The organism is Mitsuokella sp. oral taxon 131 str. W9106 (assembly GCF_000469545.1).
Lineage (GTDB): Bacteria > Bacillota > Negativicutes > Selenomonadales > Selenomonadaceae > AWVT01.
Genome location: NZ_KI273065.1, coordinates 57,729 through 80,695, shown reverse-complemented (window position 1 = coordinate 80,695; position 22,967 = coordinate 57,729). Strand labels below are relative to the sequence as shown.

The window sequence follows — 22,967 nt, the reverse complement described above, 5'->3', positions numbered from 1 at the left end:
TCACTCCTTATTCCGCAGCATATTTTTTCATTACCCGATCGACAAATGCCGGCGCTAATCCGACGTAATGATGCGGATCGAGCATATGGTCGATTTCCTTTTCGGTGAACGCTTCCGTGACAACAGGCGTTTTCATCAAAACCTCTTTTAGAGGGAGTTCCTTTTCGTATGCCTCCATGCAGCTTTTGTATACGATTTCATGCGCGGTCATGCGCCCGAGACGTGGTGCGAGATGCATCATGACACATTCACTCATCATGAGGCCTTTTTGAATGAACAGATTGCGCTCCATGTGTTTTGGGTACACAATGAGGTTTTTGAGAATGTATTTCGTCTTGGAAAGCGCTGCTCCCATAAGATGGCACGCTCTGGGAATCGCCTCCCATTCGGATAGGAAACAGCCCCAATCGCGTTCATTTTCGGAAATCATGCTTTCGAGGATGGCAGGCGCGATGCTGCGGACATTGCGCAGCAGGGCAAGATTGTTTTCGAGAACCGCGGGATTGCGTTTGTGCGGCATCGTGGAGGAACCGATTTTCCCCATGAAGAAAGGCTCTTCCAACTCTAATATTTCAGTATGCTGAAGACTGAAGATTTCGTGGTTGATGCGTCCAAGCGTCCCGGCGCAGAGCGCAAGCACGGTACAGAATTCTGCTTGATTATCGCGTGCGACATGCCATGCGATTTTCATGCAGTCAAGTGACGCTGCTTCAACGGATGACGGCCGCCGGGATTGGGGTAACATTTTTGCCGGAATGCCTTGTCGATAGAACAGATGATCTTGCATGTGTCGCACTGGATCCCCCCCCTATTTGTATCTCCTGCCTATGCGTGGCACACGAGCCGGCATCCGTCTTATGCGGCACAAGCATTCCTCGAAACCGTGCGAAAGGAGGAAGCGCAATGAATGAAATTCATTTGATGGCAGTGGGGAGCAGCCCCTTTATTGCAGAAGAAATTCGTTCGATATGCCAATCTTTTCTCGGTACGGATTGGGACATCCAGACGCAAACGACACGCGAGATCAAGACGTGCGAGCCAGACACGTTTTACCTTTGCGCGAAGACACAAGAAGCAGCGATTTCTAGATATATCCCCGAAGGCCGTCGATTTATTTTGGATCTGTACCCGACGACCATTTTTTTCTTGCGATTGCGGGGATTCCCCGTGGTGAGACGGTATATGTGTTCAACAATCTGTTGCCCTATACAAAACGATTGGCGCAGGAATGCAGGGATTTTGGAATCGATGGACTTTGCTTTGTGCCGGTTGCCTATGAGGAAATGGAAGAAGCGCAAGTCCGTCAAAGGCTGCGGAAAGCACGCTATATTATCGGCGTAGACCGCTTTGTTGGGCCGTCCGTGCTTCAATCCCCTAAATATGCACGGGAGTTGCGAAAAGAGGTCAAGATCATCGCAGGCAAACGAACGGCATCGGTATCAACCGCCTGCCGATTGGTAGACGCGATTGTCGCCCACGGATATGAAGCGATTTGCAAGGACGTTGCTATTTTGAAGGAAAAAGGATGTCATAAGGGAAATGCATGTTATTCCGCCGATCTTGCTCGGGCAGAGAAATTGATCGCGTTGATTCGCTATGCGTCCGTGCAAGCCGTTATGACACAAGTGCGAGGAGAAATTGGAGTCGGGCAAATCCCTGCAGGCTCTTTTTCATCCGAGCGGATCGGCAATGGAACGGATGACTTGATCGAGCGGTTGCGGACGATTGATTATCTCAGACGAAAATTGAAGCAGCTTATCGTGTGATGGCGATTCAAGAGAAGTTGCACAAGCTACCAAAGTTTGGCAGAGCGATGCGACAATTCAATTTTCAATTTGCCCGAAGCTGCATAAGACCGTGAAAAGAATTTTTTTTCAGTCGAAGATGTGATAGAATGAAAGGGAAAGGTTTCATATCGAACCCATAAGGTGGTATGCGCATGATTTCACAGACGATGTATGAGCTTGGAACGAAGAAGTCCACGATTCGCACGATCTTTGAGTTCGGGCGGAGGCGTGCCGCAGAGGTCGGCGAGGAGAATGTATTCGACTTCAGCCTCGGCAATCCGAACGTGCCGACGCCGGCGTTCATCAAACAGGTGGCGATCGACATCCTGGAGCACGAAGAGCCGCGTGCCGTGCATGGCTACACCGTTGCCCCCGGTGCTCCGAAGACGCGTGAAGCCGTTGCTAGGAGCATCAACAAGCGCTTCGGAACGGATTACGAAGGAAAGAATATTTTTATGACGGCAGGCGCGGCGGCGGCGATCACGATTTCGTTTAAGGCGCTCTGCCAAGAGGGCGATGAATTTATCGTCTTTGCGCCGTTTTTCCCCGAATATCGCTGCTTTGTCGAATCGGTCGGAGGCAAGCTCGTCGTCGTGCCGGCACGTCCTTCCGACTGGCAGATCGAATTTACGGCATTCGAGGCGTGTATCACGAACCATACGAAGGCCGTCATCGTCGACTCACCGAACAATCCGAGCGGCGCGGTCTACTCGGAAGAGACCATCCGAAAACTAGCCGATGTGCTCCGTGCAAAAGAAAAAGAGTACGGCCATCCGATCTTCCTCATTTCGGATGAGCCGTACCGAGAAATCGTCTACGAAGGGTTCACGGTCCCCTATATCCCGAATTACTACGACAATACGATTGTCTGCTACTCGTACAGCAAGGCGTTTTCGCTTCCGGGCGAACGTATCGGCTATATCGCCGTGCCGAACAAGATCGCGAGCTACGAGAAGGTCTTCGGTGCAATTGCGGGGGCGGCGCGCGTGCTCACGCACGTCAATGCGCCGTCGCTTTGGCAGCACGTCATTGCACGGTGTGCCGAGCGTCCGTCGGATATTGGCACGTACGTCAAGAATGCAAAGCTGCTCTATGACGGACTCATCAAGGCGGGCTTTTCCTGCGTTCAGCCGCAGGGCGCATTCTACTTGTTCCCGAAGGCGCTTGAGACGGACGATTACGCGTTCTGCGAGCGTGCGAAGAAGTACGATCTCTTGCTCGTGCCCGGCGCGGACTTCGGCTGCCCCGGCTACTTCCGCCTCGCGTACTGCATCAAGACGGAGACAATCGAGCGCTCGCTGCCGCTCTTTGAAAAGCTGGCGGCGGAATACAAATAAGGGTTTACCGTCTTTTGACAAGGAGGAACACGATGACTTTTTTGGAGCTTGCAAAAAAACGTTATTCCTGTCGGAGCCTGCAGGACAGGCCGGTGGAGGAAGAAAAACTTCATCGGATTTTGGAGGCGGGCAATCTCGCGCCGACGGCAGTCAACAAACAGCCGATCCATTTTTGGGTGCTGAAGTCGTCTGAGGCGATGAAAAAACTAGCCGAGACGACGCATTTTGTCTTTGGCGCGCCCGTTGCGATTGTCATTGGGAGCAAGGCAGAAGAGGCATGGGTCCGATCGTTTGACGAGAAAAATTTCGCTGAGGTCGATGCGAGCATTGCCGCGACGCACATGATGCTTGAAGCCGAGGACCTAGGGCTTGGCACGACGTGGGTCGGTCACTTCGATGCGCCGAAGATGAAGAAGCTGTTCCCTGAAATGGCAGGCTTTGAACTTTCTTGCGTGCTGCCGATCGGCTATCCAACGGACGACGCCGTACCGTCTACGCGTCATGCGGAGCGAAAGGGAACGGAGGCGCTTGTTTCGTGGCTCTGAGGGGCAAATGCCTTGCGTTTTTAAGAAAACTACGCTATAATGAAGAAGGCAGAAAACCTTTTTAAGATGCGTACGGCGATGCGCACAAGGGGAGCAAGGAACACGAAGAGCGTTTCCGTGATCGGATTTACTGCGATGCAAGCGGCAGTTCTTTTTGTGTACAAATGAAGCGTGGATGCGCTTTATACGGTTACGTGAGTAAGGAGCTTTCCTATCCAGTCGCATAGGAGAGTTCCTTTTTCTTGTGTAAAACCGGCTCCGAAAGGCAGGCTTGGCAGGATTCGACCGCTACAGAATGAGGAGTGATTCGTTTGGGAAAGAACACCGTATCCCTGCGAGGGAAGCATATTCTCGGGCTGGAGGACTTCACGCCGGAGGAGATTCGACTCGTGCTCGAAACCGCGAAGGAAATGAAGAATATCATCCATCGCGACATCAAAAAGGTGCCGGCGCTGCGGGGCAAATCGATCGTGACGCTCTTCTACGAGCCGAGCACGCGCACGCGCACGTCGTTTGAGCTTGCGGGAAAGTACCTTGGCGCGGACGTCGTCAATATCACGGCAGGCGCATCGAGCATCGTCAAGGGGGAAAGCCTGCGCGACACGCTCTACACGATCGAAGCGATGGGGGTCGATGCGATCGTCATGCGCCACAAGGCAGAGGGGGCGGCGGAGTATGCGTCGCATGTCGTGACGCCTGTCATCCTGAATGCAGGAGACGGCGCGCACGCGCATCCTTCACAGGGACTCTTGAATCTCTTTACAGTCGAGCAGCATAAAGGCCGTCTCGAAGGGCTCAAGGTCGCCATCTTAGGCGACGTGCTCCACAGCCGCGTTGCGCGCTCCGATATACACGGCATGCGCAAGATGGGCATGGAAGTCCATATCGCGGGACCGCGGACGCTCCTGCCGCGCTTCCTTTGCGAAGAGCCGGGCATCTTCATCCATGATCGCATTGAGGAAGCGATAGCGGGCGCGGACGTCATCGAGGTGCTGCGCATCCAGCTCGAACGCATGAAGGGCGGACTCTTCCCGACGACGCGTGAGTACGCGCGCATCTACGGGCTCAACGCAAAGCGGCTTGCGCTTGCGAAAGAAGACGCGCTCATCCTGCATCCAGGCCCGATGAACAAAGGCTGGGAAATCTCGCCTGCCGTCGCCTACGGCACGCAGTCGGCGATACAGGAAGAAGTGCAGAACGGCGTAGCAGTGCGCATGGCACTCTTCACGCTGGTCTTGACGGGAGGGAAGCAGGAATGAAACTTTTACTCAAAGGCGGACGCGTCATCGATCCCGCAGGACAATTTGATGAAGTCGCAGACGTGCGGATCGAGGATGGAAAGATAGCAGCAGTCGGAAAGAACCTTCCCGCAGACGGTGCAGAGGCGTATGATGCGCGGGGCAAGGTCGTTGCGCCGGGACTCATCGATATGCACGTCCATCTGCGCGAACCGGGACAGGAAGCGAAGGAGGATTTCGCTTCCGGCACGGAGGCAGCGGCAGCGGGCGGCTATACGCGCGTTGCGACGATGCCGAACACGCGACCCGTCATCGATACGGCAGCGCTCGTCGAGGGCATGAAGAAGCGCGCGGCAGATGTCGCTAAGGTACACGTCGAGATCATCGGCGCGGTCACGAAGAATCAAGAGGGCAAGGAGCTTGCGGAACTCGGCGACATGATCGAAGCTGGCGCCGTCGCATTTTCGGACGACGGACATTTCGACCCCGTCGCAAAGGTCCTGCTCAGTGCGTACGACTACCTGCGCCCGTTTGACAAGGTCATCATCAATCATGAAGAGGAGACGTCGCTCGTTGAGGACGGCGTCATGAATGAGGGGCATCGGAGCGCGATGCTCGGCATGAAAGGGCGTCCGACCATCGCGGAGGACATCGCGACGGTGCGCGACATCATGCTCGCTGAGTATGCAGGCGCGCGTGTTCATATCGCGCACATCAGCTCGGCAGGTGCGGTCGACATCGTGCGGCAGGCGAAAAAGCGCGGCGTTCGCGTGACGGCGGAGGCGACGCCGCACAATCTGACGATGACGGAGGATCTCGTCAAGCTTTGCGACAGCTCGACGAAGGTCAATCCGCCGCTGCGCGCGCAGAAGGATGTCGACGCCGTACTGGAAGGGCTGAGGGACGGCACGATCGATGCGATCGTGACCGACCACTCGCCGCATGCGCCGGAAGAGAAGGATCGAGAATACGGTCTTGCACCGAGCGGTTTTCCGGGACTTGAAACGGCAGTCGGCGTGCTCCTTACAGATCTCGTCCATACGGGCAAGATCGATTTGCCGCTCCTCATTTCCAAAATGACGTGGGAGCCTGCGAAGGCATTTGGCCTTGCGGCAGGCACGCTCTCCGTCGGCGCGAACGCCGATGTGACGGTTCTCGATCCGAATCTCGAGTGGACGGTTGTCGCCGAGGAATTCCACACGCGCGGCAGCCATTCCCCTTTCGCCGGCAGAAAGCTGAAAGGCAAGGCCGTGCTGACGGTCGTCGACGGGAATATCGTGATGCAGGACGGCAGGGTCTTCTGAATGCAGTGAGGTGTTTTGGGTGAAGGGGAAATTGATCTTGGAAGACGGGACGGTCTTCTACGGCGATTTGCTGAATGATTTCAAGGCGACGGGTGAAGTCGTTTTCAATACGGGCATGGTCGGCTATCAGGAGAGCCTTACGGATCCGTCGTACTGCGCGCAGATTTTGACGCTCACGTACCCGCTCGTCGGCAACTACGGCATCGCGGAGCTTTTCATGCAGTCGCGCAAGTCATTCGTCGCAGGCTTCGTCATCGGCGATCTTTGCACGGATGGGAGCAACTGGCACTATGAGAAGAGTCTTGCAGCGTTTCTGACCGAGCAGAAAGTGCCGTGCCTGTACAACGTCGATACGCGCGCCATCACGCGTCACATTCGCGCGGCAGGCACGATGAAGGGAATCATCGTCTCGGAGAAGGCGGCAAAGGATGCGGCCGACGCGCTCATGGCGACGCCTATCCGCAGGGAAGTCGTCGAAGCGGTCACGACGCCGAAGGCATACGATATGGAATGTGAGAGGAGAGGCGCACCGTTCGTCGTCGCGATGGACTTTGGCGTCAAGCAGAATATCCTGGATTCGATGCACCGCAAGGGATTTCGTCTCAAGGTCGTGCCCGCGCATACGACGGCGGAAGAAGTGCTCGCAATGAATCCCGACGGCGTCTTCCTTTCGAACGGCCCCGGTGATCCTGCCGACGTGCCGGAGATTGCGGCAGAAATCAAGAAGCTTTTCGGGAAAAAGCCGATTTTCGGCATTTGCCTCGGACATCAGCTCATCGCGATTGCGATGGGCGCGAAGACGTACAAGCTCAAGTTCGGCCATCGCGGCACGAACCAGCCAGTCAAGGATCTGCGTACGGGCAAGGTGCAGATTTCCGCACAGAATCACGGCTTTGCCGTCGATGCGGCGTCGCTTGAAGGGCTGCCGCTTGCCGTCACGCACGTCAATGTCAACGATGGAACAGTGGAGGGCATGCGGCATAAAGAGCTGCCGATTTTTTCGGTTCAGTACCATCCTGAAGCAGCGCCGGGACCGGACGACAATATGTACTTGTTTGAAGAATTCCGCGCCATGCTGGAGAAAGGGGAATAAGCTGTGCCAAAGAAGGAGAATCTGAGCAAGGTCATGGTCATCGGCTCCGGTCCAATCATCATCGGGCAGGCGGCGGAGTTTGACTATGCGGGCTCGCAGGCGTGCCGCGCACTCAAGGAGGAAGGGCTTGAAGTCGTGCTCGTGAATTCCAATCCCGCGACGATCATGACGGATACGCATATTGCCGACCGCGTCTACATTGAGCCGCTGACGGCCGAGTTCCTCGCAAACATCATCGCAAAGGAGCGGCCGGACGGTCTCCTCGCAACGCTTGGCGGACAGGCTGGACTCAATCTCGCCGTGCAGCTCGCCGAAAAAGGCGTGCTCGAAAAGTACGAGGTCGAGCTTCTTGGCACGCCGCTGGGGGCGATCGAGCAGGCAGAGGATCGCGAGCGGTTCAAGGAGACGATGCAGAAGCTCGGCGAGCCGATTCCCGAGAGCATGATCGTCGAGGATGTGCCTGCGGCTGTCGCATTCGCAAAGGAAATCGGCTATCCCGTCATCGTGCGGCCTGCGTACACGATGGGCGGCACGGGCGGCGGCATCGCCGAAAATGAGGAAGAGCTTATCGAGACGGTCATCAAAGGGCTCACGTACTCGATGATTGGACAGGTGCTCATCGAGCGCAGCGTTGCGGGCTGGAAAGAAATCGAGTACGAGGTCATGCGCGACGGAAACGATACCTGCATCACCGTCTGCAACATGGAGAACTTTGACCCCGTCGGCGTCCATACCGGCGATTCCATCGTCGTCGCGCCATCGCAGACGCTCACCGATCACGAGTACCAGATGCTCCGCAGCGCATCGCTGCGCATCATTCGAGAACTCGGCATCGAGGGCGGCTGCAATGCGCAGTACGCGCTCGACCCGAACAGCAACCGCTACTACGTTATCGAGGTCAACCCGCGCGTGAGCCGTTCGTCGGCGCTCGCGTCGAAGGCGACAGGGTATCCGATCGCAAAAGTATCGGCCAAGATCGCGATTGGCTACACGCTCGACGAGATCACGAATGCGGTCACGCAGAAGACAAAGGCGTGTTTCGAACCGGCACTGGACTACTGCGTCGTGAAGTTTCCCCGCTGGCCGTTTGACAAGTTCGTCTATGCCGACCACACGCTTGGCACGCAGATGAAGGCGACGGGCGAGGTCATGAGCATGGACCGGAATTTTGAGGGTGCGCTCCTGAAAGCTGTGCGCTCGCTCGAAATCGGCGTGCATCGGCTGCACATGGAAAAGATGGAGGAATGGGATGATGCGCGCGTCAAAAAAGCACTCTCACGCATCAACGACGAGCGCATTTTTGCCATCGCTGAGGCACTGCGCCGCGGCATTGCGACGGTCGATGCGATTCACGATATAACCAAGATCGACAAGTGGTTCCTCCACAAGATTCAACATATCACTGATGTGGAAAATCGCCTGACGAAAGAGGCACTGACGCCGAAGCTCATGTTCGCGGCGAAGGACGTCGGCCTTGCCGACCGCTCGATCGCGGAGCTCACAAAAAGGACGACGGACGAGATTCGCACACTCCGCAAGTCGATGGACATCCTGCCGTGCTACAAGATGGTCGACACGTGCGCTGCGGAATTTGAGGCAGCGACACCGTACTACTACTCGACATTCCACGCACAGGAGGACGAGGTGCGCCCATCGAATGCGCGCAAGGTCATCGTGCTCGGCTCGGGCCCGATCCGCATCGGGCAGGGCGTCGAGTTTGACTATTGCTCCGTGCATTCCGTTTGGGCGCTTCGCGAGATGGGCATTGAGGCGATCATCATCAACAACAACCCGGAGACGGTCTCGACGGACTTCGATATTTCCGACCGCCTCTATTTCGAGCCGCTGACGACGGAAGACGTGCTCAACATCATCGACAAGGAAAAGCCGGATGGCGTCATCGTTCAGTTCGGCGGACAGACGGCAATCAACCTCGCGGCGTCGCTGCAAAAGGCAGGCGTCAAGGTATTCGGCACGTCCGTCGACGACATCGACCGCGCCGAGGATCGCGAGCGCTTCGACGAAGTGCTCACGCAGACGAAGATCCCACGCCCCGAAGGCATCAGCGTCACGAATCTTCGTGATGCCATCACGGGTGCGGCGCGCATCGGCTACCCTGTCATGGTGCGCCCGTCGTACGTCCTAGGCGGACGCGCGATGGAGATCGTCTACAACGAGGCAGAGCTGCGCGATTATATGAGCCGCGCCGTCAAGGTCACGCCTGACCATCCCGTACTCGTTGACCGCTATATGCAGGGCACGGAGGTCGAAGTCGACGGAATTTCCGACGGCACGGATGTCGTCATTCCGGGCATTATGGAGCACGTCGAGCGCGCGGGCGTCCATTCGGGCGACTCGATCGCCGTCTATCCGCCGCAGACGCTTCATGCAAAGATCCTTTACACGATCGTGGATTATACGAAACGCCTTGCAGCGGCACTTCATGTCAAGGGACTGCTCAACATCCAGTTTGTCGTCGCGGGCGGCGAAGTCTACATCATCGAGGTCAACCCGCGCTCCTCGCGCACCGTTCCGTTTCTTTCAAAGGTCACGAATGTCAAGATGGTGAATCTCGCGACGCGCATCGCGCTCGGCAGCACACTCAAGGCGCTCGGCTGGCATTCTGGACTCGTTCCGCCGAAGCCGTACGTCGCCGTCAAGGCGCCGGTATTTTCCTTTGCGAAGATGACGGACGTCGATATCGCACTCGGCCCTGAAATGAAGTCGACGGGCGAGGCCATGGGCATCGACTATCACTACGCGCGTGCGCTTTACAAGGCGATCATTGGATCGGGCATCCACGTGCCGATGAAGGGATGTATCCTATTTACGGTCGCCGACAAGGACAAGGATGAGATGAAGCAGCTCGTCAAGGCATTTTCGGAGCTCGGCTTTGCCATCGCGGCGACGGAAGGCACGGCGAAAGCTATTTGGGGCATGGGGATCGACGCGGAAGTCGTCGGAAAGGTACACGAGCGCAGTGCGGATATCATCGAGTGGATCAAGAGTGGCAGGATCAATATGGTCATCAACACACTCACGCAGGGCAAGTCGTCGGCAAAGGACGGCTTCAAGATTCGCCGTGCGACGGTTGAGCACGGCATTGCCTGCCTGACCTCGCTCGACACGGCATGGGAAGTCCTGCGCGTGCTCTCGTTCATGCGCGACCGCCGACTCGTCTACTCACTCGCCATTCAGGACTACGTAGGCGGTGGTGATGACCTTGCCTAAGAAATACGAAGTGACGGCAAATGTCGTTCAGCAGCAGAAACTCATTGAAACCGTTTATTTTCTGATGGTTTATGCACCGGCGATCGCACAGGCGGCGGAGCCGGGACAATTCGTCCAGCTTCGCATATTACGGGGTGCGTTCACGCTGCGCCGTCCTCTCGGTGTCGCGGCAATCGACCGCGAGAACGGCAACATCGCCTTCATCTACCGCGTCGTCGGCGAGGGGACGAGGGCGCTTGCTGCGCTCCAAAAGGACGATTCCGTAAATGTGCTTGGCCCACTCGGCAACGGTTTTTCGCACGATTTTGTACATCCGCTCGTCGTTGGCGGCGGCATTGGGCTTTCCCCGCTCCTCTATTACGCCGCCTCCTTAAAGGGCAGGGCAGATGTGCTCATGGGCGGAAGGACGGAGGACGAACTCTTTTGGAATACGCTGTTTCACGGCTTCGTGCGCAATATCTTCATCACGACGGACGACGGATCGCTCGGCGTCCGAGGCTTTGCGACGGATCTTCTGCCGACGCTCCTTGCGCGTTACGACTACGACGGCATCGTCGTCTGCGGGCCTGAAGTCATGATGCGCGGCGTCGCAAAGCTCGCACAGGAGCATGGAACCCCGTGTGAAGTCTCACTTGAGGCGCGCATGGCGTGCGGGCTTGGCGCATGCCTTTCCTGCTCGGTCGACACGCGCGGCGGGCGCAGGAAAGTCTGCAAGGACGGTCCTGTATTTTCGGCGGCGGAGGTGTTTTCATGAGCGATGAACGGCTGCGTACCGAGCTTCTCGGCATCGAGATGGAGACGCCAGTGCTTACGGCGTCGGGAACGTTCGGATTCGGAGAGGAGTTCGCGGATTTCGTCGACCTCGCGCGGCTCGGCGGCGTCATGGTCAAGGGAACGACGCTCGCACCGCGCCGCGGCAACGAAGGCGTGCGTGTGACGGAAACGCCTATGGGGATGCTCAACTGCATCGGGCTTGAAAATCCCGGCGTCGAGGTGTTTCTTAAAGAAATACTTCCGCGCATCGAGCCGTATGGCATGCACGTCATCGTCAACATTTCGGGCAGCTCGGCAGAGGCGTACGGCACGCTTGCCAAAATGCTTGATGTGCCGGGCGTTGCGGCAATCGAACTCAATGTTTCCTGCCCGAACGTCAAAGACGGCGGCATCCTCTTCGGCACCGATCCCGAGGCGGCATCTTCCGTTGTCCGCGCGGCAAAGGCGAATACGAAGAAGCCCGTCATCCTGAAGCTTTCGCCGAATGTCACGGACATCGTGCAGATGGCAAAGGCCGTCGAGGCGGCGGGCGCGGATGCCGTGTCGCTCATCAACACGCTTCTCGGCATGGAGATCGATATCCATCGGTGGCGGCCCGTGCTCGGCAATGTCACGGGCGGTCTTTCCGGCGCGTGCGTGAAGCCCGTCGCCGTGCGCATGGTATGGCAGGTCGCACAGGCGGTGCGCGTGCCGATCATCGGCATGGGCGGCATCACGAGCGCGAAGGACGCGGTGGAATTCTTCCTCGCGGGCGCGAGCGCCGTTGCCGTCGGCACGGCAAATTTCACCGACCCGACGGTGACGATGCGGATTTGCGACGGGCTGAATGATTACCTTGAGCAGCGCGGACTATCGAATATCCGTGAGCTTGTCGGCAAGGCAAACCCGGATTTTTTAGGAGAAAACACATGATGGCAAAAGCAGATGATCGCTTGATCGTCGCACTCGACTTCCACACGATGGAAGATGTCCGCACGCTCGTGGCGAAGCTCGGCGGCAGCGTATCGTACTACAAGGTCGGCATGGAGCTTTTCTACGCTGTCGGCGGAAAAGCCGTCACGTGGCTGCGGAGGGAGGGCAAGCACGTCTTTCTCGATCTCAAGCTGCACGATATTCCAAACACTGTCGCGGGCGGGCTTTGCTCGCTCATGCACCTCGGTGCGGATATGCTGAACGTCCACGCGAGCGGCGGCCTCACGATGATGAAGACGGCGGCAGACCGCCTGCACAAGGAGGCTGCGGAGGCGGGAATCCCTTGCCCGAAACTCATCGCGATCACGGTGCTCACGAGCATCAGCAGCGCGGAATGGCAGGGAGTTGGGCAAACGCGCGTGCTCGAGGAGTCCGTTCTGCGCCTCGCGCGTCTCGCAAAGGAGGCTGGGCTGGACGGGGTCGTCGCCTCGCCGCAGGAGGCAGAGGCCATTCGCGCAGCGTGCGGCGAGGACTTCTTGATCGTGACGCCGGGCGTGCGTCCCGCAGGCACTTCGGCGGATGATCAGAGCCGCATTGCGACGCCCCGCGCGGCGCTCATGGCGGGGGCAAGCCACCTCGTCATCGGTCGTCCCATTCGCGCGGCAGACGACCCGAAAGCGGCAGCGGAAGCTATTTTGAAGGAAATGGAGACGGTACCATGACAGAACAAGAAGTAAAGGATCTCCTCATCGAGACGAATGCCATCATGAACGGGCATTTCCTGCTGACTTCCGGCCTGCACAGTCCGCACTACGTGGAGAAGTTCAACGTGCTCCAGCATCCCGCGTACACGCAGAAGCTTTGCGAGGCGATGGCGGAAAACTTCAAGGACGCGGGCATCGAGACGGTCGTCGGTCCTGTGACAGGCGGCATACTGCTCGCACATGAGACGGGCAAGGCTCTCGGCACGCGCGCGATCTTCACAGAGCGCGTCGACGGCAAGATGACGTTTCGCCGCGGCTTTTCGCTGCATGAGGGTGAGCGCGTGCTCATCGTCGAGGACATCGTGACGACGGGCGGCTCCATCAAGGAAGTCATCGAAGTCGTAAAACGGCATGGCGGCATCCCCGCCGCCGTCAGCATGCTCGTCGATCGCAGCGGTGGGAAGATCTCCTTCGGCGACGTGCCGTACAAGGCACTTCTCCGCTTGAATGTCGAGACGTATAAGCCGGAGGCATGCCCGCTTTGCAAAGAGGGAATCCCGATGACGAAGCGCGGCAGCACGGGGAAAAAGGCAGCGCGCTGAGAGCCGAAAACCAGCACAAGGCACGCTTCTGTGCAAGGCAACTTGTGGCACCTTGTGCTTTTGCTGCATGCTGGATTCGGAACCGAATGAAAGAAGGGGTCTTTTGGCAGCGAAGGATAAAGCGATCGGCGTTTCGCAGCAGCGTGCGACGCGTGCGGTTTTTTTCATCGGCGGCTTCGGATCGGCATCATGGGCGCCGCTCGTGCCGCTCTTGAAGGAGCGGCTCGCGATTGGGGAGAATGTGCTCGGCATGCTGCTGCTGTGCATCGGCATAGGCTCGCTGCTTACGATGCCGCTCGCGGGAGCGGCTGCGACGCGTCTCGGCTGCCGGCGGGTCCTGACGGTCGCATGCGTCGCTGAGGCCGTGTTCCTCTTTGCGCTTTCCCATGTTTCCACGCTTTGGCTTGCGGCGGTCTTGCTCCTCGGATTTGGCGCATTTATGGGATGCCTCGATGCGACGGTCAACGTCGCGGCGGTCATCGTCGAGAAGGAGAGCGACAGGAGGCTCATGAGCGGCATGCATGCGCTGTGGAGCGTCGGCGGTTTCGTCGGCGCCGGGCTTTTCGGCGTTTGGGTCGGGATGTGTAGGCTTACGCCGCTCGTCTCGACGGCGATCGCATCCGGCATTATGCTCGGGACGATTGCGTATTTCCGCCGGTACCTCATCCCGTACGGCGGGGATGCGGGCGGCAGGCTCATTGGCATTCCGCGCGGCATCGTGACATTTATCGGCATCATTGCTTGCATCGCGTTCCTCACGGAAGGCGCGATCATGGATTGGAGCGGTGTCTTTCTCCGCGTCGAGCGCGGATTCGATCTCTCGCTTGCGGGCATGGGCTTTACGGTCTTTTCCGCTGCGATGCTCGTCATGCGTCTTGTCGGCGATGCGCTCGTCGTAAAGCTCGGCCCAGAATGCGTTGTTATCGGCGGTCTGCTCGTTGCATTTGCAGGCTTTTTGCTCGTGATCCTTGCCGAGAGCACAACGGTCCTCTATCTAGGCTTTTTCGCGATTGGCGTCGGATCGGCGAACGTCGTTCCCGTCTTTTTCAGCCTCATGGGCAAGCAGGAGGATATGCCGATCAGCCTTGCCGTTCCTGCTGTCTCGACGCTCGGCTATCTCGGTGTCCTCATGGGACCGGCGGCAATCGGTTTTCTCGCGCATCGGACGGATCTCTATGTGGCATTCGGCTTTCTTGCCGCACTCGTCGCCATGCAGGCTGCCATTGCAGCGTATGTTTATCGGCGCATGGGACAAAAAGTTTTTGGATCGAAATCCTACGGAACATGATATAATGGGGACGCAGAATAAGACTCAAATTCATGGGAGAATGTGCATGGAACGCATTGCCGTCATTGATATGGGATCGAACTCGATTCGCTTTATCGTCATGGGGATTGCAGACAATCAATCGTATCGGCTCGAATACCAGCAAAAGGAAGCGATTCGGCTCGGAAAGGGCATGTCGGAGACGGGGAGACTGAGTCCCGATGGCGTCAAGCGCGCGATGGCATGTCTAAGTGTCTACAAGCATATCATGGAGGTCATGGGGGTCACGCGCTGCATTGCGATTGCAACGGCAGCGGCGCGAAGCGCGAAGGACGGCACATCGTTCATCGAGCGGATCCGCAGGGAAACGGGCATTGAGGTCGAGGTCGTCTCAGGGGAGCGCGAGGCATATCTAGGATATCTCGGCGTCGTCAATACGATTGCGGAAAAGAATTTTTTGCAGTTCGATCTCGGCGGCGCGTCGATTGAGGTCACGCTCGTCAAGGGGCGCAAAATCGTTCATTCGGTCTCCGTTCCGATCGGCGCGGTGACGATGACGGACAAGTTTTCACTCGCGGGCAAGGTGGTGCCTGCCGCGATGGAGAAGTGCCGCAAGTACGTCGAGAAACGGTTTGAAGAAATGATCCCATGGGCAAAAGGCGTACGCCTGCCCATCATCGGCGTCGGCGGGACGGTGCGAAACCTTGGCAAGATCGATCAGGCAAAGGAGCGGTACCAGCTCGCGCGAATCCACAACTACCGTATGCCGCACAAGCGGTTTGATGCGCTTTGCACGATGATTGCGACATCCTCTCTGGCAGTGCGCAAGCGCATCAAGGGGCTTTCTTCCGACCGCGCCGATCTCATCGTGGCAGGCACGCTTATCATTCGCACGCTCATGGACTACGCCAAAGGCGGCGACGTCATCGTTTCAGGGTGCGGCCTGCGCGACGGTGCATTCTTTGGATACTACGGAGAGAAATACGGCGAGGGCAAGGTCGCAAAGGACGTCCTGCGCATGAGCGTGAGGAATTACCTCGGCTGGACCGATCACTGCATGGAACATCTCGAACGCGTTCACACGAAGGCGAGCTCGCTCTTCGACCAGCTCGCGCCCCTGCACGGCGCGAAGGGACGTGCCCGCACGCTCCTGGGGGTCGCTGCATGGCTGCACGATGCAGGACAGGCAATCAATTACTACGACCACGCACGTCATTCTGCCTTTGTCATCGCGCATGCGCCGCTCTACGGCATGACGCATAAGGAACAGCTCATGGCAGCATTTATCGCGGGGTTCCATCACGGCATCAGCAGCAGGACAATGCGTGCTTACCGCTACGCGATGATGCTCTCGTCGGATGACTGGCAGACGGTGCGCCGGCTTGCCCTGCTGCTCGCGCTTGCCGAGGCATCGGACGTGACGCATGAAGGGAATGTCGAAAGGCTTCGGGCGCGTATCGCGGACGAGGCGGTTGTCTTGACCGCTTATGCGAAAAAGGGAACGGATCACAGCGCTGCCGATCTCGAAATGAAACAGTTTGCCAAGTCGTTCAAAAAGGAGTACGGAAAGCCTCTTATCGTGCTTTGGCGACTGTAGTTCCATCAATCGTGCAATCGTGTCTTCCGTGAGCCAAAGTTTCCTTCGATTGGTTTGGCCGGTCTCAGTTTCGCGGACACCTTGGCAATGCGTTGCATATGCGGTTATACTTAGAAAGCTGTTTTTTAAAATTTTCCAAGAAACAGACCTTGTGCTTGGGATAAGATGGTTTGTTTTCGTTTCGCTATAGATAGGATCAAATGGGGCTGCTCTGCGAAGTTTTTAAACTTCACAGAGCAGCCCCATTTGATCCTAGGTATGCGATGAGGAGACGCTTGATCTCTGCCGTCAGCTCTGCGACGGTGTGACGGCGGCTGCGCGCACAGTTTTGCGCCTGTTCGGCGCAGAGCAGGCAGCGGCGCGGGACTCTGCGCGAAAGCTTTGTCCCATCTGCGTTCAGAACGTCCATATCGAAGAGACGACCGAGTGGATGATCTTCTTCGAGCTTCGTTGCAATCTCCTTGATTGCTGCTGCATGCCCTCTGATGGCAAGCAGTGCCTCATCACCCGTCGGCGCATGGATTTCGTCCCGCGCTATGGCGGACAGCCCTGCGGATTCCAGCGCATCCTCCAATGCTGCAAGACCCGTATCAAACGCACGCCGCAGATCGGGAGAGGTTTTGACTGAACCCGGAATATTGAGCGTGAAGGAGAGGATAGGACAGGCGTATTGTTTCAGCCATATGTCCTGCCGTGCGGCGCGTTCCTCACGTGCGGCGAGCATAGCGGGCAGATCTATCGGGATACCGCTGAACATACATACCGCTCCTTTCGTAGTGAATAACTAGTAGTGAACAATTAGTAGTGAACGACGTCTGCTGCCTCTGCAATCTTTCTGCGAATGGCAGCGCTTTCCTCACTTTGGAGAAAGGCGAGTGTTGCAGGCGGAACGAGGGAGGGGAGGATGCTCATATTGCCTGCCTGAATCGCCCGGCGTACGGTGGAGGCACTGATTGGTGTGCCTGCGTGTTCCCTGCGTGGGATGATCCTGCACGAAATGCCTGCACGTGGGAGATCGTGCAGCATAATCTCGTTGTAGAGACGTGTGACATGGCTTGACTCCTCTGCGCCGACATAGCGGCGCGTGATAGAGAGCGCCTTTGCAATGCGTGAAAACACGGCAATATCGAGCTGCGCATGGCTTAGGATAACGGCATCTTCATCCTTTTGGAAATAGCTGGGGAAGGTTGCCTGGCTGATGATATAGGAACTCGTTCGATGATAGACAATATTTTTGAGATGCGCCGTTCCCTCACGTATGAGGCGCTCACGCACGGCAAAGGGAAAGAGGCTCGCCTCCTCGCTCACGATAAAGAGATGCACCCATTCGTTTTCTGCGGATGCATGCTCCACGAGGCAGAGATGTCCGAGCGTAAAAGGATTTGCATTCATTACAATTGCCGCCGCATTTTGGGCGCTCGCGGGACTTTCCTGCTGCAATGCTTTCAGATAGTCGGAAAATCCCCAGCGGCGATTTTCGAGAAAAACGATTATGTCCGAGACACGGGCAATTTCATGAAAGCCGAGATTGCGGAAGAAGCGGACGGAATCGCCTTTTGTGTAGAGGAAGACGGCGGCGTTCCCGCGCTCCTGCTGCACGGTCATGAGATGGGAGAGGACTTCGTTCAGCAGGCCTTCCCCTCGATGCGTATTGTCGACGGCGAAGCAGCGGAGCGTGTTGCCGCAGCAGCTGCCCGTCGCGATGGGCATGTACGACTCGTCAAGAATGGCGCAAGTATAGTCGAGATTTGCGTCCATGTGCAGACCTTCCCGTTCGAGCAGGGCGCGCACGCGTTCCATGCCCGTACGGTCAGATGGATAGATGGTCGTGATCATAGGTTCTCCTTTGTCTCGGCAAGCAGGTCGATAAAGGCTTGAATCTGCGGCAAGGCAGCAGTTTGCTCCGTGTAGAGGAGATAGGTGGAACGCACGAGTGGACGGCCGTCTGCAAAGCGCATGGGGCGGATGCAGCCATCGAAATGCGCGAGACAGATCTTCGGTACGATGCCCCATCCGAGTCCTTGCCGCACCATCTCGATGCAGGTAGCAGTGCTGTTCGCAAATACCTGATTCTTTGCTGTGGGGATCTTGTTCTCCCTGCACCAAAGCGCCGTGTCGCGTTCCATCTCAAGATCCGCCTTGCGAATGACCTGCGGCAGCTCACGCAGAGGAAGGTCGCAGTGTTCGGGGCAGGTAATGGCGCAGATGGGTTCACGCCCTAGGAGAATGCGCGAGCCGGTCCAGTCCGAGTATTCGCCGCGCACGATGGCGAGTTCTATCTGTCCTGCAATGAACATGGAGTAGATCTTCTGGCTGGCCTCGATGATCGTCTGCGTACGCACGAGCGAGTAGCGCTTCTGATAGCGTCGGAGAAGCGGAGGCAGACGGTACAACGCATAGTTGATCGACACACCGACACGCAGTGTGCCGGAGATAATGCCCTGCGTGTCGTTGAGTTCCTGATTCATCGATGTGAGCTCGCGCGTGATCGCATTGACGTGGCGCAGGACGATCTCGCCTGCCGGTGTGAATTGGATGCCGCGGCGAGAGCGCAGGACAAGAATGATGCCAAGCTCCTTCTCCAGCTGCCGAATGCGTTTGGATACCGAGGACTGCGTCGTGTAGAGCTCCTCTGCTGTGCGTGTGATATTGCTTGTACGGTGCAGTGTCTTGAGGAGTTGGATATCCTGTGTGTTCATCCGATCCCCCTCCCCTTCTCAAGCGCGAATATACAATATTTATTATATCATAATTTCCATCGCTTTTGCGATTAAAAAATGTGCGGATAACATTCTTTTATGGAATGCCACAGTCGGAAAAATGGGAGCGTTTACAGAGAATATGGCTCCTGCTATGATGATATTATACTTGATGGTTAGGAGGATCGTTATGCAGATTGAGACAATGGCGATGGCAGGGACACTGGAATCCAGCGATGTGCAGGTCACGGTTGAGCCGGGCACGGCGGGCATCGAGCTGCGTTTGGAGAGCAGCGTCATGAACCAATACGGTCGCGCCATCCAAAAGACCGTGCTGGACACGCTGAAACGCCTCGGCGTTTCGTCTGCGCGCGTGCAGGTGGTGGATCAGGGCGCTTTGGACTGCACGATCCGCGCGCGTGTGGAGTGCGCGGTGTTCCGCAGCGCCGGCATATCCGATAAGAATATTCCGTGGGGAGGTGTGGTCCAATGATTCCAAGACCAAGGCCGGAGCGGTTCCGCCTGCGCCGTACGATGATGTTCATGAACGCGCAGCGCCCGGGACTGATCAAGGATGCCTATATCTACGGCGTGGACAGCATCATGCTCGATCTCGAGGATGCCGTGGCGGAGAACCAAAAGGACGCCGCACGCTTTTCGCTCTACCATGCGCTGAAGCATATCGACTATGGGGATACCGAGGTCATTGTACGCATTAATGGGCTCGATACCCCGCACTGGCAGGAGGATGTGCGCGTCTGCGTCGCGGGCGGCGCGGACGGCGTGCGCATCGCCAAATGCGAGAGTGCGGATGATGTGCGGCGGATCGAGGAGCACGTGCTTGCGGCGGAGAAGGAGTTCGGCGTCGAGGAGGGGCGGACGCTGCTCATGGCGGCGCTCGAAAGCCCGAAGGGGATTCTGAACGCGCGCGAGATCTGCCAGGCGTCGGAGCGTATGCTCGGCGTGGCGATTTCGGGCGGCGACTTCCGCAAGAGCATGCACGTCCGTACCGAGCGCAGCGGCATCGAGATCAATACGGCGCGCAGCCTCATGCTGCTCGCGGCGCGTGAGGCGGGGATCCAATGCTTTGACACGGTGTTCACATCGCTCGACGATGAGGAGGGCTTCCGCGCGGAGGTGGAACTCGATCACGCGATGGGGTTTGACGGAAAAAGCCTCATCAACCCGCGCCAGATCGCCTATGTGCACAAGACCTTTGCCCCGACGGAGAAGGAGATCGCGACAGCGGAGCTCTACGTGCGCAGCTACGAGGAGCAGTCGAAGCGGGGCGTCGGTGTCTACACGGTGAACGGCAAGATGGTCGACATCCCCTTCATCGAGGACGCGCAGCGCGTGATCGCCCTTGCGAAGGCGTGCGGCGTCTACCACGGCGATTTGTAAAAGGAGTGCAGGGATATGAAAAATGCAGTGGGCAGAGAGATTCCAGACAAACTCCTCACAGGGGGCAAGGAGGTCTACCAAGGCAAATTCCATATGGACGGCAAGGCCTACCATAAGGCAGGGCCAGTGGTGCGCCGCGCAGAGAAGCCGCAGGAATCGAAGGTGCTCGGCTCGATCCGTGAGGCGTGCGAGAAATGCGGCGCGCACGACGGCATGACCGTCTCCTTCCATCATGCCTTTCGCAACGGCGACTATGTGACGAGCATGGTCATGAAGGTGCTCGTCGAGGAAATGGGACTCAAGGATCTGACGGTCGCGACCACCTCCCTCGGCAGTGCACAGGATCTCCTCGCGGACTACATCGAGGAAGGCAAGATCATCGGCGTCCAGTCCTCGGGCGTGCGCGGACGGATCGGCGAGGTCATTTCGGCGGGGAAACTGAAAACGCCGGCGATCATCCGCAGCCACGGCGGACGCCCGCGTGCGATCGAGACGGGGGAACTCTCTATCGACATCACGTTTATCGCGGCGTCGTCGGCGGATGACTACGGCAACGCAAGCGGCACGGGGGGGAAGAACAACTGCGGCACGCTCGGCTACGCCGTCGCAGACTCGCGCTATGCCAATCATGTCGTCGTCGTGACGGACACGCTCGTTCCGTTCCCGAATATGCCTGCCGCCATTTCCTCGATCGATGTGGACTGTGTCGTCGTCGTGGATGCGATCGGCGATCCGAAGAAGATCGGCACGAAGGAAGCGCGCGTCACCGAGGATCCGCGCAACCTCATGATGGCGGAGAACTGCGCCAGGATCATGGCGGCGACGCCGTACTTTAAGGACGGGTTCTCCTTCCAGACGGGCGTCGGCGGGCCGTCGCTCGCGGTCAACCGCTACCTTGAGGACTATATGCGCGAGCGGGGGATCGTGATGGGATTCGCTCTCGGCGGCATGGGAGGCAATATCTGCGACCTCATGGACAAGGGGCTCGTGCGCAAGCTGCTCGACACGCAGGACTTTGACACGAAGGCAATCGAGCATCTCGCGGCACATCCCGACAAGCATCTTGAGATCTCCACGAGCGAGTACGCGAATCCCGCGAACAAGGGCGCCTACGTCAACAAGCTCGACTTCGTGGTGCTTGCGGCCCTGGAGATTGACACGGATTTCAACGTCAATGTGCTGACCGGCTCGGACGGCGTGCTGCGCGGCGCGCCGGGCGGGCATCCGGACACGGCGGCGGGGAGCAAGTGCTGCATCATTGTCACGCCGCTCGTGCGCGGGCGGATGGCGACGGTCTGCAAGAAGGTCGTCACCGTGACGACGCCGGGAGACTGCGTGGATGTGCTCGTGACGGACTACGGCATCGCGGTCAATCCGGCGCGCGGGGATCTGATCGAGTGCCTCGATGCGGCAGGGATCGTCCATACGACGATAGAGGCGCTGCAAGAGAAAGCGTACAGCCTGGTGGGCGAGCCGGACGAGCTCGAATGGGAGGATTCGGTGATCGCCATTTTGGAGGCGCGTGACGGTACGATCCTCGATGTCGTGCGCAAGATCAAGCCAGTCGAGCTTTGAATACGGCCTTGTCATGGGAAACAAAGCGTGCGGATCGCCTTGCCGCGCTCGCCGTGGAGGCGCTGCTCGTAGAAGTGGCGGCGACGCCGAAGCCGGGGCTCGTGGATCGTGTGAATAATGGGGCGCACGACGATATGGATCTCTTGACATTTCAAGTATCGGCTGCGGTGCTTGCCCCATACTTCGCGGAATTTGCGCGCATGGGGGCGGCGCATAGGCATCTCGATACACTGCTCACGCAGCTTCGTTTGATCGGCTGCGCGGCAGAAAAAGCCATGTATGCACGCACGGGAGGCGTGAATACACACAAGGGAGCGATATTCAGTTTCGGCGTTTTGCTCGGTTCGGCTGGGTGGCTCTTAGCACATGGCGGGCGGCTGACCGCCAATGCGGTTCTGGATGTGACGCGGATGGTCTGCGCGGGACTCTGCCGCACGGACTATGGCGCGCTCATACAGGATGTCGTGCCCGGTACGAAAGGCGAGGCGGTCTATCTCGCCTACGGTCTGACGGGCGTGCGCGGCGAGGCGGAGGCAGGGTTCCCGCTTGTCCGCGAGTATGCCTTGCCAACCTATCGCTTGCGCAGGGCGGCGCATACACTGCTGAACGATTCGCTCGTCGATGTCCTTCTCGTACTCATGGCGCACAACATGGATACGAATATCATCGGGCGACGTGATCTTCCCTCGCTCTATGCGGTGCAGCGCGAGTCCGCTCGCATCCTTACGCTTGGGGGCATGGGAACGAAGGCGGGACGTGAAGCGGTTGCAGCACTCGACGCGCATCTGATTGATTCGTGGATCAGTCCTGGCGGCTCGGCAGATCTCGTCGCAGTCACATATTTTCTCTATGAAATGGAACAGTCCGATACATTCGGATTGGGGTAAGACAATTTGGGAAT

21 protein-coding genes are annotated in these 22,967 nt (G+C 57.9%); 17 read left to right on the top strand and 4 right to left on the bottom strand.

Annotated features, from left to right (window positions below):
• Positions 1-7: 7 nt before the first annotated feature.
• Entirely contained in the window at positions 8-787 is a 780-nt protein-coding gene (locus HMPREF1985_RS08180) for a lyase family protein (protein ID WP_231385187.1), read from the bottom strand.
• A 397-nt stretch (positions 788-1,184) separates the two neighbouring features.
• Between HMPREF1985_RS08180 and HMPREF1985_RS11350 the strand changes: the two genes are divergently transcribed.
• The 13 genes from HMPREF1985_RS11350 (at position 1,185) to HMPREF1985_RS08115 (ending at position 16,391) form a co-directional block, all read left to right on the top strand.
• Complete coding sequence (locus HMPREF1985_RS11350; RefSeq protein WP_021772117.1) at positions 1,185-1,766, top strand: hypothetical protein; 582 nt, start codon at positions 1,185-1,187, stop codon at positions 1,764-1,766.
• 173 nt (positions 1,767-1,939) lie between these two features.
• Positions 1,940-3,124 (top strand): pyridoxal phosphate-dependent aminotransferase, encoded by a 1,185-nt coding sequence (locus tag HMPREF1985_RS08170; RefSeq protein WP_040637490.1) that lies wholly within the window; start codon positions 1,940-1,942, stop codon positions 3,122-3,124.
• Positions 3,125-3,156: 32 nt separating this feature from the next.
• A complete protein-coding gene (locus HMPREF1985_RS08165) occupies positions 3,157-3,669 on the top strand; it encodes a nitroreductase family protein (RefSeq protein WP_021772115.1) in 513 nt (170 codons plus the stop codon).
• A gap of 311 nt (positions 3,670-3,980) precedes the next feature.
• Positions 3,981-4,928, top strand: coding sequence for an aspartate carbamoyltransferase catalytic subunit (locus HMPREF1985_RS08160; RefSeq protein WP_155943542.1), 948 nt, complete (start codon positions 3,981-3,983; stop codon positions 4,926-4,928).
• Positions 4,925-6,211 carry a dihydroorotase gene (locus tag HMPREF1985_RS08155; RefSeq protein ID WP_021772112.1) on the top strand — a complete coding sequence of 429 codons (1,287 nt, stop codon included), beginning with the start codon at positions 4,925-4,927 and terminating at the stop codon, positions 6,209-6,211. The genes HMPREF1985_RS08160 and HMPREF1985_RS08155 overlap by 4 nt, the downstream gene beginning before the upstream one ends.
• A gap of 19 nt (positions 6,212-6,230) precedes the next feature.
• Positions 6,231-7,304, top strand: a complete 1,074-nt coding sequence (gene carA, locus HMPREF1985_RS08150) for a glutamine-hydrolyzing carbamoyl-phosphate synthase small subunit (protein ID WP_040637489.1) — start codon at positions 6,231-6,233, stop codon at positions 7,302-7,304.
• 3 nt (positions 7,305-7,307) lie between these two features.
• Positions 7,308-10,535, top strand: coding sequence for a carbamoyl-phosphate synthase large subunit (carB, locus tag HMPREF1985_RS08145; RefSeq protein WP_021772110.1), 3,228 nt, complete (start codon positions 7,308-7,310; stop codon positions 10,533-10,535).
• A complete protein-coding gene (locus HMPREF1985_RS08140) occupies positions 10,522-11,289 on the top strand; it encodes a dihydroorotate dehydrogenase electron transfer subunit (protein ID WP_021772109.1) in 768 nt (255 codons plus the stop codon). The genes carB and HMPREF1985_RS08140 overlap by 14 nt, the downstream gene beginning before the upstream one ends.
• Complete coding sequence (locus tag HMPREF1985_RS08135; RefSeq protein ID WP_021772108.1) at positions 11,286-12,221, top strand: dihydroorotate dehydrogenase; 936 nt, start codon at positions 11,286-11,288, stop codon at positions 12,219-12,221. The genes HMPREF1985_RS08140 and HMPREF1985_RS08135 overlap by 4 nt, the downstream gene beginning before the upstream one ends.
• Complete coding sequence (pyrF, locus tag HMPREF1985_RS08130) at positions 12,218-12,943, top strand: orotidine-5'-phosphate decarboxylase (protein ID WP_021772107.1); 726 nt, start codon at positions 12,218-12,220, stop codon at positions 12,941-12,943. The genes HMPREF1985_RS08135 and pyrF overlap by 4 nt, the downstream gene beginning before the upstream one ends.
• A complete protein-coding gene (gene pyrE, locus HMPREF1985_RS08125) occupies positions 12,940-13,527 on the top strand; it encodes an orotate phosphoribosyltransferase (protein WP_021772106.1) in 588 nt (195 codons plus the stop codon). Before pyrF ends, pyrE begins: the two co-directional genes overlap by 4 nt.
• A gap of 103 nt (positions 13,528-13,630) precedes the next feature.
• The gene (locus tag HMPREF1985_RS08120) at positions 13,631-14,815 is read left to right on the top strand and encodes an MFS transporter (protein ID WP_231385186.1); all 1,185 of its coding nucleotides are present in this window, start codon (positions 13,631-13,633) and stop codon (positions 14,813-14,815) included.
• Positions 14,816-14,861: 46 nt separating this feature from the next.
• Positions 14,862-16,391 carry a Ppx/GppA phosphatase family protein gene (locus HMPREF1985_RS08115; protein ID WP_040637488.1) on the top strand — a complete coding sequence of 510 codons (1,530 nt, stop codon included), beginning with the start codon at positions 14,862-14,864 and terminating at the stop codon, positions 16,389-16,391.
• 229 nt (positions 16,392-16,620) lie between these two features.
• Here the strand turns inward: HMPREF1985_RS08115 and citX are convergent, their stop codons facing one another.
• Genes citX through HMPREF1985_RS08100 form a run of 3 tightly spaced genes read right to left on the bottom strand, consistent with a single transcriptional unit; the run spans position 16,621 to position 19,090 of the window.
• Positions 16,621-17,148, bottom strand: coding sequence for a citrate lyase holo-[acyl-carrier protein] synthase (gene citX, locus HMPREF1985_RS08110; protein ID WP_021772103.1), 528 nt, complete (start codon positions 17,146-17,148; stop codon positions 16,621-16,623).
• A gap of 41 nt (positions 17,149-17,189) precedes the next feature.
• Positions 17,190-18,227, bottom strand: a complete 1,038-nt coding sequence (citC, locus tag HMPREF1985_RS08105) for a [citrate (pro-3S)-lyase] ligase (protein WP_021772102.1) — start codon at positions 18,225-18,227, stop codon at positions 17,190-17,192.
• Positions 18,224-19,090, bottom strand: a complete 867-nt coding sequence (locus HMPREF1985_RS08100) for a LysR family transcriptional regulator (RefSeq protein ID WP_021772101.1) — start codon at positions 19,088-19,090, stop codon at positions 18,224-18,226. Before HMPREF1985_RS08100 ends, citC begins: the two co-directional genes overlap by 4 nt.
• A 190-nt stretch (positions 19,091-19,280) precedes the next feature.
• On the opposite strand from HMPREF1985_RS08100, the gene citD reads away from it, so the two are divergent.
• The 4 genes from citD to citG are packed head-to-tail and all read left to right on the top strand — an operon-like array spanning position 19,281 to position 22,953.
• Positions 19,281-19,583, top strand: a complete 303-nt coding sequence (citD, locus tag HMPREF1985_RS08095; protein ID WP_040637487.1) for a citrate lyase acyl carrier protein — start codon at positions 19,281-19,283, stop codon at positions 19,581-19,583.
• On the top strand, positions 19,580-20,491 hold the full coding sequence (locus HMPREF1985_RS08090) for an aldolase/citrate lyase family protein (RefSeq protein ID WP_040637486.1): 912 nt from the start codon (positions 19,580-19,582) through the stop codon (positions 20,489-20,491). The genes citD and HMPREF1985_RS08090 overlap by 4 nt, the downstream gene beginning before the upstream one ends.
• A 15-nt stretch (positions 20,492-20,506) precedes the next feature.
• Positions 20,507-22,066, top strand: a complete 1,560-nt coding sequence (gene citF, locus HMPREF1985_RS08085) for a citrate lyase subunit alpha (protein ID WP_021772098.1) — start codon at positions 20,507-20,509, stop codon at positions 22,064-22,066.
• Positions 22,067-22,074: 8 nt separating this feature from the next.
• Entirely contained in the window at positions 22,075-22,953 is an 879-nt protein-coding gene (gene citG / locus HMPREF1985_RS08080) for a triphosphoribosyl-dephospho-CoA synthase CitG (RefSeq protein WP_040637525.1), read from the top strand.
• Positions 22,954-22,967: the final 14 nt, after the last annotated feature.

Excerpts from the sequence above, each read along its gene's own strand:
- HMPREF1985_RS08180 (WP_231385187.1), bottom strand. The coding sequence starts at position 787 with ATGCAAGATCATCTGTTCTATCGACAAGGCATTCCGGCAAAAATGTTA.
- HMPREF1985_RS08170 (WP_040637490.1), top strand. The coding sequence starts at position 1,940 with ATGATTTCACAGACGATGTATGAGCTTGGAACGAAGAAGTCCACGATT.
- HMPREF1985_RS08165 (WP_021772115.1), top strand. The coding sequence starts at position 3,157 with ATGACTTTTTTGGAGCTTGCAAAAAAACGTTATTCCTGTCGGAGCCTG.
- HMPREF1985_RS08155 (WP_021772112.1), top strand. The coding sequence starts at position 4,925 with ATGAAACTTTTACTCAAAGGCGGACGCGTCATCGATCCCGCAGGACAA.
- HMPREF1985_RS08140 (WP_021772109.1), top strand. The coding sequence starts at position 10,522 with ATGACCTTGCCTAAGAAATACGAAGTGACGGCAAATGTCGTTCAGCAG.
- HMPREF1985_RS08135 (WP_021772108.1), top strand. The coding sequence starts at position 11,286 with ATGAGCGATGAACGGCTGCGTACCGAGCTTCTCGGCATCGAGATGGAG.
- pyrF (WP_021772107.1), top strand. The coding sequence starts at position 12,218 with ATGATGGCAAAAGCAGATGATCGCTTGATCGTCGCACTCGACTTCCAC.
- pyrE (WP_021772106.1), top strand. The coding sequence starts at position 12,940 with ATGACAGAACAAGAAGTAAAGGATCTCCTCATCGAGACGAATGCCATC.
- HMPREF1985_RS08115 (WP_040637488.1), top strand. The coding sequence starts at position 14,862 with ATGGAACGCATTGCCGTCATTGATATGGGATCGAACTCGATTCGCTTT.
- citX (WP_021772103.1), bottom strand. The coding sequence starts at position 17,148 with ATGTTCAGCGGTATCCCGATAGATCTGCCCGCTATGCTCGCCGCACGT.
- citC (WP_021772102.1), bottom strand. The coding sequence starts at position 18,227 with ATGATCACGACCATCTATCCATCTGACCGTACGGGCATGGAACGCGTG.
- HMPREF1985_RS08100 (WP_021772101.1), bottom strand. The coding sequence starts at position 19,090 with ATGAACACACAGGATATCCAACTCCTCAAGACACTGCACCGTACAAGC.
- citD (WP_040637487.1), top strand. The coding sequence starts at position 19,281 with ATGCAGATTGAGACAATGGCGATGGCAGGGACACTGGAATCCAGCGAT.
- HMPREF1985_RS08090 (WP_040637486.1), top strand. The coding sequence starts at position 19,580 with ATGATTCCAAGACCAAGGCCGGAGCGGTTCCGCCTGCGCCGTACGATG.
- citF (WP_021772098.1), top strand. The coding sequence starts at position 20,507 with ATGAAAAATGCAGTGGGCAGAGAGATTCCAGACAAACTCCTCACAGGG.